Annotated in this window: 8 protein-coding genes; 7 read left to right on the forward strand and 1 reads right to left on the reverse strand. The window is 51.7% G+C overall.

Annotated elements, in window-relative coordinates:
- Nucleotides 1-171 precede the first annotated feature (171 nt).
- Complete coding sequence (gene rcsD / locus E6P06_RS19315) at nucleotides 172-2841, forward strand: phosphotransferase RcsD (RefSeq protein ID WP_003845134.1); 2670 nt, start codon at nucleotides 172-174, stop codon at nucleotides 2839-2841.
- A 16-nt stretch (nucleotides 2842-2857) separates the two neighbouring features.
- Nucleotides 2858-3508, forward strand: coding sequence for a response regulator transcription factor RcsB (rcsB, locus tag E6P06_RS19320; RefSeq protein WP_003027592.1), 651 nt, complete (start codon nucleotides 2858-2860; stop codon nucleotides 3506-3508).
- Between the two features lie 112 nt (nucleotides 3509-3620).
- Here the strand turns inward: rcsB and rcsC are convergent, their stop codons facing one another.
- A complete protein-coding gene (gene rcsC, locus E6P06_RS19325; protein WP_003027595.1) occupies nucleotides 3621-6467 on the reverse strand; it encodes a two-component system sensor histidine kinase RcsC in 2847 nt (948 codons plus the stop codon).
- Nucleotides 6468-6635: 168 nt separating this feature from the next.
- On the opposite strand from rcsC, the gene atoS reads away from it, so the two are divergent.
- From atoS to E6P06_RS19350, 5 genes are all read left to right on the forward strand, one after another.
- Nucleotides 6636-8474 carry a two-component system sensor histidine kinase AtoS gene (gene atoS / locus E6P06_RS19330; RefSeq protein WP_086529973.1) on the forward strand — a complete coding sequence of 613 codons (1839 nt, stop codon included), beginning with the start codon at nucleotides 6636-6638 and terminating at the stop codon, nucleotides 8472-8474.
- Nucleotides 8471-9856: an acetoacetate metabolism transcriptional regulator AtoC gene (gene atoC / locus E6P06_RS19335; RefSeq protein WP_003845131.1), complete on the forward strand. Its 1386-nt coding sequence runs from the start codon at nucleotides 8471-8473 to the stop codon at nucleotides 9854-9856. The genes atoS and atoC overlap by 4 nt, the downstream gene beginning before the upstream one ends.
- A gap of 198 nt (nucleotides 9857-10054) precedes the next feature.
- A complete protein-coding gene (atoD, locus tag E6P06_RS19340) occupies nucleotides 10055-10714 on the forward strand; it encodes an acetate CoA-transferase subunit alpha (RefSeq protein ID WP_003845129.1) in 660 nt (219 codons plus the stop codon).
- 2 nt (nucleotides 10715-10716) lie between these two features.
- The gene (locus E6P06_RS19345) at nucleotides 10717-11367 is read left to right on the forward strand and encodes a 3-oxoacid CoA-transferase subunit B (RefSeq protein WP_003845127.1); all 651 of its coding nucleotides are present in this window, start codon (nucleotides 10717-10719) and stop codon (nucleotides 11365-11367) included.
- The gene (locus E6P06_RS19350) at nucleotides 11364-12686 is read left to right on the forward strand and encodes a TIGR00366 family protein (protein WP_003845126.1); all 1323 of its coding nucleotides are present in this window, start codon (nucleotides 11364-11366) and stop codon (nucleotides 12684-12686) included. Before E6P06_RS19345 ends, E6P06_RS19350 begins: the two co-directional genes overlap by 4 nt.
- Nucleotides 12687-12716 lie beyond the last annotated feature (30 nt).

Here is a 12716-nt window from a genome sequence, read left to right on the forward strand (position 1 = left end):
GAATATTTGTACCCGCCGTTATCCACTGTACACCTTTGCACCGTCACGGGTGCAACCAAATGAGGCGTAAAAAATGCAACCTCTGCCGCGCGGTGTAAGTGTGGTAATTCATACATTACCCTTTATACTGCCCCTTCATCTTTCGCGTCGTTTAACAGGTCATAAACACGAATGAGTCAGTCTGACACAACGGTTTCCACCCGATTCTCCCTGTTGCCAGGAAGTATTACCCGTTTCTTCTTATTACTGATCGTTGTGCTGTTGGTGATGATGGGTGTTATGGTCCAGAGTGCCGTCAACACCTGGTTAAAAGATAAGAGCTATCAGATCGTCGATATTACCCATGCCATTCATAAAAGGGTCGATACCTGGCGATACGTGACCTGGCAAATCTATGACAACATTGCCGCCTCAACCAGTTCGCCGGGTGCAGAAGGGCTGCAGGAAACGCGTCTGAAACAAGATGTCTATTATCTTGAGAAGCCGCGCAGAAAGACCGAGGCGCTGATTTTCGGCTCGCATGACAGTTCTACATTGGAAATGACCCAGCGCATTTCAACATATCTGGATACGTTGTGGGGCGCAGAGAATGTCCCATGGTCAATGTATTACCTGAATGGTCAGGACAACAGCCTGATCCTAATCTCGACGTTACCGCTGAAAGATCTTACCTCCGGTTTTAAAGAATCGACGATTGGGAATATTGTCGATTCCCGGCGCGCTGAGATGCTGCAACAGGCTAATGCGCTAGATGAACGTGAAAGCTTCTCTTCACTGCGCCGTCTGGCCTGGCAGAACGGGCATTACTTCACGCTACGCACGACCTTTAATCAGCCAGGACATCTGGCAACGGTTGTCGCCTTTGACCTGCCGATTAATGACTTGATCCCGCCCGGTATGCCGCTGGACAGTTTCTATCTGGAACCTGATGCCACCTCAACGACCGAGCACCTGAATGAAAAAGAGTCGCCTGACAGCGTCAGCATTAATTTCAACAACAGTAAAATTGAGATCTCTTCGGCGCTAAACTCAACGGATATGCGGCTGGTATGGCAGGTTCCGTTTGGCTCATTGCTGCTCGACACATTGCAAAGCATTCTGCTACCGCTTTTGCTGAACATTGCGTTGCTGGCCCTGGCGCTATTTGGCTATACCACTTTTCGCCACCTCCCAGTCCGTTCCACCCAAGTGGCGCCAAACCTTGCGGCAAATAATGAACTGCGCGTTCTTCGCGCAATCAATGAAGAGATTGTTTCCCTTCTGCCACTGGGATTACTGGTACACGATCAGGAAGCAAATCGTACGGTTATCAGCAACAAAATTGCCGATCACCTGCTGCCGCATTTAAATCTGCAAAACATTACCAACATGGCAGAGCAGCATCAGGGAATCATTCAAGCCACCATCAATAATGAACTGTATGAAATCAGACTGTTTCGCAGCCAGATCTCCCCGAGAACGCAGATCTTTATCATTCGTGACCAGGACCGCGAAGTGCTGGTCAATAAGAAGCTGAAACAAGCGCAGCGGCTGTATGAGAAAAATCAGCAGGCCCGCGCGGCCTTTATGCAGAATATTGGCAGCGCGCTGAAAGACCCCGCGAAAACGTTGGCTGCCAATGCCGCCGCGCTCAATACACCGGACAGCCAGAAACTGGCAAATCAGGCCGACGTTCTGGTGCGAATGGTGGACGAAATCCAGCTAGCCAACCTGCTGGAGAACGATGCCTGGAAAGGTGAATCCACACTGTTTTCCGTGCAGGCATTAATTGACGACGTAGTTCCGGAGGTTCTGCCAGCCATTAAGCGTAAGGGGCTGCAGCTACTGATTAAAAATCACCTTAGCGCCCATGATGAACGCCGTGGCGATCGCGATGCCTTGCGCCGTATTTTGCTGCTGTTGATCCAATATGCGGTAACCACCACGCAGATTGGTAAAATCACGCTGGAAGTCGACCAAGATGAGTCAGAGGCTGAACGCCTGACCTTCCGCATTCTGGATACCGGGCAAGGCGTCACATTGAATGAAGTTGATAATCTCCATTTCCCGTTCATCAATGACACGCAGGGCGATCGGTATGGCAAAGCCAACCCTCTGACGTTCTGGTTGTGCGATCAGTTAGCCCGTAAGCTTGGCGGACACCTGAATATCAAAGCGCGGGAAGAACTTGGAACACGTTATATCGTCCATGTTAAAATGCCGCTGCACGATCAACATGCTGATAGTGAAGAGCGCCTGTTGGATGACGTCTGCGTAATGGTTGATGTCACCTCAAATGACGTACGTAGCATTGTATTACGTCAGCTGGAAAACTGGGGGGCAACCTGCATCACGCCCGATGAACGGTTGAATAGTCAAGAATATGATCTCTTTTTAACGGATAATCCGTCTAATCTTACTGCTTCAGGCCTACTTTTAAGCGATGATGAGTCTGGCGTGCGGAAAATTGGCCCTGGCCAACTGCGCGTTAACTTTAATATGAGCAATGCTATGCAGGAAGCTGTCCTTGAGCTGATTGAAGAGCAACTGGCGCAAGAAGGGTTCCAGGAACTCCCCCTCGGCGGAGATGAAAACGCCGAACTTCATGCCAGTGGTTACTACGCTCTCTTTGTAGACACAGTACCGGATGATGTTAAGAGGTTGTATACTGAGGCGGCTATCAGCGATTTCGCTGCGTTAGCCCAAACGGCCCATCGCCTGAAAGGCGTGTTTGCCATGCTTAATCTGGTACCCGGCAAGCAGTTATGTGAAGCGCTGGAACATCTTATTCAAGAGAAAGATGCTCCAGGTATAGAAAAATACATCAGCGACATTGACGTTTACGTCAAGAGCTTGCTGTAGCAAGGTAGCCCAATACATGAACACTATGAACGTAATTATTGCCGATGACCACCCGATTGTACTGTTCGGTATTCGTAAATCACTTGAGCAAATCGAGTGGGTAAATGTTGTCGGCGAATTTGAAGACTCCACTGCACTGATCAACAATTTGCCTAAGTTGGATGCGCATGTGTTGATTACCGACCTCTCCATGCCGGGAGATAAATACGGTGATGGGATCACGTTAATTAAATATATCAAGCGTCATTTCCCGAGCCTGTCGATTATCGTCCTGACCATGAACAACAATCCGGCTATTCTGAGCGCGGTACTGGATCTCGATATTGAAGGGATTGTACTGAAGCAAGGTGCGCCAACCGATCTGCCGAAAGCGCTTGCCGCACTACAGAAAGGTAAGAAATTCACCCCGGAAAGCGTGTCTCGTCTGCTGGAAAAAATCAGCGCCAGCGGCTATGGCGACAAACGTCTGTCACCGAAAGAGAGTGAAGTTCTGCGTCTGTTTGCCGAAGGTTTCCTGGTTACTGAAATCGCGAAAAAACTCAACCGCAGTATTAAAACCATCAGCAGCCAGAAAAAGTCGGCAATGATGAAACTCGGTGTGGAAAACGATATCGCCCTGTTGAATTACCTCTCTTCCGTAACGCTGAGTCCCTCAGACAAAGAGTAATTCTTTTAACACCAAAGTGCCTGATGGCACGCCGTTTATCAGGCCTACGAATGACACTGCGTGGTGCGTGTTCCGTAGGCCGGATAAGGCAAGCGCCGCCATCCGGCATCTGTTATTCCCGCGCCTTCCTCACCCTTTCCGCATAGACCGTCAGCGTTTGCTTCAATACATCCAACGTCACTGGCTTAGACAGACAGCTATCCATACCCGATTCCAGGCAACGCTGCTTCTCTTCGGCCAGCGCGTTGGCCGTCACGCCGACAACCGGCAGCGTTAACCCTAACTGGCGGATACGCTGGGTCAGGCGATAACCATCCATGTTTGGCATGTTGACATCACTCAGCACAATGTCGATATGATTTTTGCTGAGCACATTGAGCGCATCCACACCGTCATTCGCGGTTTTACACTGATATCCCAACGATCCCAATTGATCGGCCAGTAAGCGCCGGTTTATAGGATGATCGTCAACAACCAGGATCATCATGTCATCGTTCGTCGCACCGGCTTTATCCGGGGTTGGCAGCGCCGTGGAGAGCTCTTCACTCCCCAACTCTACACTGTAGATATGTGCCAACAGCGCAGGCAGTTCGTGCGGTGACGCCACGCTGTGTACCCATTCTCCAGGCTCTCTTTCCAGCGGAATGCCAATATGTCGGCGGCAGAAAATCACCGCTGCTCGCCCCTGCCAGGCCTGTTCCAGCACATCGTCGGCCACCAACAGGTCATCCGCATCGGGCTGTTGTCCCTCATATCGCAGCACCGTCATCCCATTACGCGTCAGGCTGGATTCGAGAAAGTGGTACAGTGACGCATTACGTACTGCCAGCCAGCAACGTGTGCCAGCCAATCCTTCAACACCCTTTTTCAGCGGATACTGTGCGCCATAAAGCGGAATACGCAGCGTAAACTGGCTCCCCATTCCCGGCTCGGAATCGACGGAAATATCCCCATCCATCATGCTGATCAGTTTTTCACAGATCGCCAAACCAAGTCCCGTTCCCTGGAAATTACGCTGTACGCCAGTCCCCACCTGGAAGAAAGGATCGAACAACCGAACCACCTCTTTGGCTGGGATCCCTACACCGGTATCACGTACTCGAATGCTCAGGTAGTCGCCGCTGCACTGCACGTGCAACACAATACAACCGGTATCGGTAAACTTGATTGCGTTACTCAGTAGATTAGAAATCACCTGTTGTAAACGCATCGGATCGCCATTCAGCGCCACAGGCACATCCGGATCGATAAAGCAGTACAACCCCAACTGCTTGCGGACCACCAGCGGCAAATAGTTAGCCGTAATATGGTTCATGACTTCACGCGGTGAAAACTCTCGCGGTTCAATCTTCAGCTGTTCAGATTCAATCTTTGAGAAGTCGAGAATATCGCTGATAATTTTCAGCAGCAGGCTGGAAGAGTTATTCATCGCCGTTACCAGACGATCCACCCCACTCGGTAACTCTTTGGTTTGCAACAAATCAAGGTTACCGATAATACCATACAGCGGGGTACGTAGCTCATGGCTCACCGTCGCAAGGAACATCGATTTTGACTGGCTAGCCTGTTCCGCCGCCTGTGCCATCTCCTGCAACGACTCTTCCATTTTAACGCGCGCACTGACATCAACAAGGACACAAATTGCCACGTTTTCATTACGATAGCGCGAGTGTACAAAGCTGATTTGCAGATTGGTATTGTTGCTGGTCAGCACATCAACAAAATTGACCTGTTGGCCGCAAATAATTTGCGTTAACCGCTGACGGTCTTCATGCGTCAGCATGTTCAGATAGGTGTGCGCCAGTTCGTTACTCAGGATATTAATGCCATCCATCGTGCGCAGAATACAAATACCCACCGGCGCAGAAGCCACGATTTTACGGTTAAACTGCTCATGTTCTTCCAGCCGCTGAGCATCACTTTCCGCTGGAATAAAAATGCGCCGTTCATACATGCGCGTGAGCATAAACAATGCCGCCCCGACCAGCACGTTCAGCAAGATAGCGTTCAGAATCATCATGCGGATCCGCTCCAGTACCAGGTCGACAGGAACGGAGTACACGATGCTCAGGGAGGACGGAGGCAGATTTTTCTTCAGTACCAGCTCGCGGAAACCCGGCGTGTAACCAAACCAGGAGCGCTCCTGCATCCAGTGGGGCTCAGCCTTAATATTCCCTTCAGGGCCGGTGAGAGAAATTAGCGCATGGCCATTTTCGTCGAGGATGGTCACGCCCATCGGTAAACTGCCCGGCGTGAAGAAATTCTCCATGCGAATAGGTTGCTCTACGCCCAACAGCGCCTGGAGACGATTAGCGAGGTAAACCGGCGTCAGTGCATAGAAATACCCTACTCCCGGACGCGGCCCCTGGCTAATCCAGAACAAGTTGTTGCCGTTTTCTTCTTGCGTAGCATTGCGATACTTAATAATGCGCTCATGCAGAGCCTTCAGGGCCTCGTCTCGTTCGACGGGCATATCACGCAAACCGAAATTGGCCATACAGAGGTTGTCGCTGCCGATCAGGAACACTCGATTTAAATCATAAGCGGCGGAAAAGTTGTCGCGCCAGTAGCGCATAAACCATGCCAGTGATTCCAGAGAACCTCGCCAGGCGTTGCCCATTACGGAACAGTCGGAGTCGGCAAACAGCGGCTCAAAATTAGGCACGACGGTTTTATCATCTCGCGCCCGCAGCGACATCACGCCGTTTTCCGCCGTTAAGCGATTTTCGGCAATATATTTCAGCTCTTTAATCACATCAGAGGTGCGCTGAATGTAACGTTGGGCCTGATCGGAGCTGAGATTAAGCTCCTGATGGATCTCAGACTCTCGCTGGTGCAGCGCATTCACAATGTAGAACACGGAGGCAAACGCAATCAGACACCAGATAACGAGCGCCAGCGCTCTGAACAGGTAGCGTGAGACTTTTAGGGTTGAATGAACGGAAGCAAGGTATTTCAAAGGGGCGAAGCTCCGCCTCAGGGCATTAATAGAGTGTGGTTAAGGTAGCGGTAAATGTCCGGCGTCGCAATGCCCTCTCTTTACGGGAATATGATACACCGCTCTGAAACCATTGTCTTAACCCGTGATAATCATCGTTTGCCTGAAAAACACTGCACGGATGTCAGAATGCGCGACCTGAGATGGCTGGCTCGTCGGTTATACCCACGACGATTACGCAACCAAATGATCATGATGGCCATTCTGATGGTCATCATTCCGACGATATCTATAGGCTATATCGTAGAAACTGAAGGCCGTTCAGCAGTCTTATCTGAAAAAGAGAAAAAACTTTCATCGGTGATAACCCTGCTAAACGATGCGCTGGGCGACCGCTTTAGTCACTACCCAGACCTGCCGCGTGAAGCGCGTATTCGCGCGCTTAATCATGAGTTGGGCCCCGTCACCGAACGGATTACGCAGGCGTTTCCCGGCATTGGCGCAGGGTATTACCACAAAGCGCTGGATGCCATTATCACCTATGCCCCCTCTGCGCTCTACCAAAGCAACGTAGGTATTACCATCACCGAGGATCACCCCGGACGTGAAGTGATGAGTAGCAACTCGCCAGTGGTCTATTCAGGGCGACAAGTACGCGGCGATATACTCAACTCCATGATCCCAATAGAGCGCCAGGGTGAAGTTATTGGCTATATCTGGGCCAATGAGTTAACGGAAGATATCCGCCAGCAGGCCTGGAAAATGGACGTCAGGATTATTGCTGTCCTGGTTGCCGGGCTCATCTGTAGCCTGCTGCTCATCGTGCATTTTTCACGCCGTCTCAGTGCGAATATCGACATTATCACCGATGGACTCTCAACGCTGGCACAAAAAACGCCTGCCCGATTGCCTGAACTCCCCGGCGAGTTGGGACAAATCAGCCGTAGCGTCAATGCGTTGGCGCAAACGCTACGAGAAACCAAAACCCTTAACGATCTGATTATTGAAAATGCTGCCGATGGCGTGATCGCCATCGACAGACAGGGTGACGTCACCACCATGAACCCGGCAGCAGAGCAGATAACAGGCTACACGCTGCATGAGCTGGTTGGACAGTCTTACGCGACGCTCTTTGCCAACACGCAGTTTTATAGCCCGGTATTGGACACCCTTGAGCACGGTACTGAACATGTGGCCCAGGAGATTAGCTTTCCAGGACGTGAACGCACCATTGAAATCAGCGTCACCACGAGCAGGATCCATAACGCCCACGGCGAGTTGATTGGCGCATTGGTTATTTTCTCCGATTTAACCGCTCGTAAAGAGGCCCAGCGTCGCCTGGCGCAAACTGAAAGGCTTGCCACCTTAGGTGAGCTGATGGCCGGCGTCGCACATGAAGTGAGAAACCCGCTGACCGCAATCCGTGGCTACGTCCAGATCATCCGCCAGCAAACCTCTCTGCCGGAGCATCAGGAATATTTATCTGTTGTGCTTAATGAAATTGATTCCATCAATAAAGTTATTCAACAACTGTTAGATTTCTCGCGACCGCGACAAAGCCAGTGGCAACAGATCCAGCTCAATGCGCTAATTGAAGAAACGCTAATCCTGGTGCAAACCGCTGGCCTTCAGGCACGGATCGCCTTTATAACGGAATTAGATCCCAGCCTGCCGCCGATCGTCGCCGATCGCGAGCTTCTCAAACAGGTAGTCCTCAATATTTTAATCAATGCGGTACAGGCGATCGCTGCACGAGGAGAAATTCGCATTCGCACCTGGCAATACTCTGCCTCGCAACAGGCCGTGATGATTGAAGATAATGGCAACGGTATCGAACTCACCATCCAGAAGAAAATATTCGATCCCTTTTTTACGACAAAAGCATCCGGCACCGGTCTTGGACTGGCGCTGAGCCAGCGCATCATTAACGCGCATCAGGGGGATATTCACGTCACCAGCCAGCCAGGCTGCGGGGCGATATTCACCCTCATTTTACCTCTTAACCCGCAGGGAAATCCGTCAGAATGAAAACGACCTACCGTATTCTCATCGTGGATGATGAAGACAATGTTCGCCGTATGCTTGCCACTGCATTTTCCCTGCAGGGACATGAAACGCATTGCGCCAGCGACGGGAAAGCCGCGCTGAGCCTGTTTAGCGAAATGCAGCCCGACGTGGTGCTGATGGACATTCGCATGCCGGAGATGGATGGCATCGACGCGCTGAAAGTCATGCGTACACAGCAACCACGCATCCCCGTCATTTTGATGACCGCCTATGCCGAAGTAGAAACCGCAGTAGAAGCTCTGCGTAGCGGCGCATTCGACTACGTGATTAAGCCCTTTGATCTCGACGAGCTAAGTATGGTGATTCAACGCGCGTTGCAATTGCAGGAGATGAAACAGGAAATCCGCAATCTGCATAAAGCGTTGAGCACCAGCTGGCAATGGGGACATATTCTGACCAACAGCCCACGAATGATGGATATCTGTAAAGACACGGCGAAAATTGCCCTCTCACAGGCAAATGTCCTGATCAGCGGTGAAAGTGGCACAGGAAAAGAGCTGATCGCCCGCGCCATTCATTACAACAGCAAACGTGCCAATGGCCCGTTTATAAAAGTTAACTGCGCGGCTCTGCCGGAGTCGCTACTGGAAAGCGAGCTATTTGGTCACGAAAAAGGTGCGTTTACCGGGGCACAGACGTTGCGCCAGGGGTTGTTCGAACGCGCTCATCAGGGAACATTATTGCTTGATGAAATTGGTGAGATGCCGCTGGTGCTGCAGGCCAAACTGCTGCGTATTTTGCAGGAGAGAGAGTTTGAACGCATCGGCGGGCACCAGACCATTCGCGTTGATATTCGCATCGTCGCCGCCACTAACCGCTGCCTGCAAACGATGGTGAAGGAAGGAACGTTTCGGGAAGATCTGTTTTACCGGCTCAACGTTATCCATCTGACTTTGCCTCCCTTACGCGAGCGTCGGGAAGACATTGCTTTATTAGCGAACCATTTTTTACAAAAATTCAGCTCTGAAAATCAGCGAGATATTATCGAGATCGACCCGACGGCGATGTCGATTCTCACCGCCTGGCCCTGGCCGGGTAATATTCGCGAACTGTCAAACGTCATCGAACGTGCAGTCGTGATGAATACCGGCGCGGTGATCTTTGCCGACGATCTCCCCGACCCGTTCCGCAACCCGGTTAACGCAATGACAGAGACAAAACCAACTTACTCCGGGGAACGCAATCTGAAAGAAGAGATTAAGCGTGAGGAAAAACGCATTATCCTCGAAGTCCTCGATAATCAGGACGGCAATCGTACCCGCACGGCGTTGATGCTGGGGATTAGCCGTCGCGCTCTGATGTATAAATTACAAGAGTACGGCATCGACCCATCGGGTTCCTGATACGCTAATTTGCTATGCAGAATTTTGCACACTGCGCAAAACTCTGCATAGTCCCCTCATCTTCCCATCAGCAAAAGAAGAAAAATTATCATTTAATTTCAATGCATTAAATAATCTCATTTCACCTTTATCATTCTGGCACCCTGCTTGCAATTCCCTGAACGTACCCAAAATGGAGTATGCAAAAAGGGAAACATAATGAAAACAAAACTGATTACCTTACAAGACGCTGCGGGCTTCTTTCGTGACGGCATGACCATCATGGTCGGTGGTTTCATGGGCGTTGGCACACCGCCTCGTCTGGTTGAAGCCTTGTTGGAATCCGGCGTAAGAGATCTGACGCTAATCGCTAACGATACCGCCTTTGTCGATACCGGTATCGGCCCCCTGATCGTCAATGGGCGGGTAAGCAAAGTGATCGCTTCGCACATAGGCACCAACCCGGAAACGGGTCGCCGCATGATCGCAGGCGAAATGGACGTACAACTGGTTCCACAAGGTACCCTGATCGAGCAAATTCGATGCGGCGGCGCGGGTCTTGGCGGTTTTCTAACACCCACCGGCGTCGGCACCATCGTGGAAGATGGAAAACAGACCATGACGCTCGAGGGTAAAACCTGGCTGCTTGAACGCCCATTGCGCGCCGATTTAGCGCTAATTCGCGCCCATCGCGCTGACATGCTTGGCAACCTCACTTATCAGCTCAGCGCCCGGAACTTTAATCCTCTAATTGCTCTCGCCGCTGACATCACGCTGGTTGAACCGGATGAAATGGTGGAAACAGGTGAGCTGCAGCCTGACCAGATTGTTACCCCCGGCGCCGTTATCGACCATATCGTCATTCCACAGGAGAGCTAATCATGGATGCTAAACAACGTATTGCGCGCCGTGTGGCGCAAGAGCTTCGCGATGGCGATATCGTTAACTTAGGTATCGGCCTGCCGACGATGGTAGCCAACTATTTGCCCGCGGATATTCACATTACGCTGCAATCTGAGAACGGTTTTCTGGGACTGGGCCCTGTCACCACCGCGCATCCTGACCTGGTGAACGCGGGCGGCCAACCGTGCGGTATTTTGCCGGGCGCGGCGATGTTTGATAGCGCCATGTCGTTCGCGTTGATTCGCGGCGGTCACGTTGATGCCTGTGTGCTTGGCGGGTTGCAGGTCGATGAGCAGGCCAACCTAGCCAACTGGGTTGTTCCCGGAAAAATGGTGCCCGGCATGGGTGGCGCAATGGATCTGGTGACCGGTGCACGTAAAGTCATTATCGCCATGGAACATTGCGCGAAAGACGGCTCTGCGAAAATCCTGCGTCAATGCACCATGCCGCTTACTGCACAACATGCTGTGCACATGCTGGTCACTGAGCTCGCCGTATTTCGCTTTATTGACGGCAAAATGTGGCTGACTGAAATCGTCGAAGGTTGCGACATCGCCACGCTGCGTGAAAAAACCGACGCCCATTTTGATATTGCCGACGATCTTCGCATCCAGCGAGGTGACGCATGATTGGCCGCATCGCTCGCTTTATGACGCGGGTGGTCAGCCGCTGGCTGCCCGATCCGCTCATTTTCGCCATGTTATTAACGTTGCTGACTTTTGGCATCGCACTGTGGTTAACACCACAGACGCCTATTAGCATGGTGAAATTCTGGGGTGACGGTTTCTGGAACCTGCTGGCGTTTGGTATGCAGATGGCGCTGATCATCGTAACCGGCCATGCGTTAGCCAGTTCCGGGCCGGTGAAAAGCCTGCTGCGTACGGCGGCATCCGCCGCCAAAACCCCCGCTCAGGGGGTAATGTTGGTCACTTTTTTTGGTTCGGTGGCCTGCGTTATTAACTGGGGATTTGGTCTGGTGGTCGGGGCGATGTTCGCCCGCGAAGTCGCCCGTCGGGTACCGGGTTCCGATTATCCGTTATTGATTGCCTGCGCTTATATCGGGTTTTTGACCTGGGGTGGCGGTTTCTCTGGCTCAATGCCTTTGCTGGCGGCAACGCCTGGTAACCCGGTCGAGCACATAGCGGGCCTGATTCCTGTCGCGGATACTCTCTTCACCGGCTTCAATATCTTCATCACCGTGGCGCTGATTGTTGTGATGCCGTTCATTACACGCATGATGACGCCAAAACCTTCGGATGTGGTGAGCATCGATCCGAAACTGTTACTGGAAGAAGCAGATTTTCAGAAGAAACTGCCGCCAGATGCGCCACCATCGGAAAAACTGGAAGAGAGCCGCATTCTGGCGCTGATCATCGGTGCCTTAGGGATTGCCTATCTGGGCATCTACTTTGCCGAGAAAGGTTTCAACATCACCATCAATACCGTCAACCTGATGTTTATGATTGCCGGTCTGCTGCTGCACAAAACGCCGATGGCCTATATGCGTGCGGTCAGCGCCGCCGCACGTAGCACCGCCGGAATTCTGGTGCAATTCCCCTTCTACGCGGGCATTCAGTTGATGATGGAGCACTCCGGTCTCGGTGGGCTCATTACTGAGTTTTTCATCAACGTTGCTAACAAAGATACCTTCCCGCTGATGACCTTCTTCAGTTCAGCACTGATTAACTTTGCCGTGCCATCCGGCGGTGGCCATTGGGTTATTCAGGGACCGTTCGTCATGCCTGCCGCTCAAGCTCTGGGTGCCGATCTTGGCAAATCTGTCATGGCCATCGCCTACGGAGAGCAATGGATGAATATGGCACAGCCGTTCTGGGCACTCCCTGCTCTGGCCATCGCCGGATTGGGGGTACGCGACATCATGGGGTACTGCATCACCGCCCTGCTCTTCTCCGGCATCATTTTTGTTATTGGATTGACCTTGTTCTGACGGCAACCTCTTATTTAAAGGAACTGAAAA

This window comes from Citrobacter sp. CF971 (assembly GCF_006385635.1).
Lineage (GTDB): Bacteria > Pseudomonadota > Gammaproteobacteria > Enterobacterales > Enterobacteriaceae > Citrobacter > Citrobacter freundii.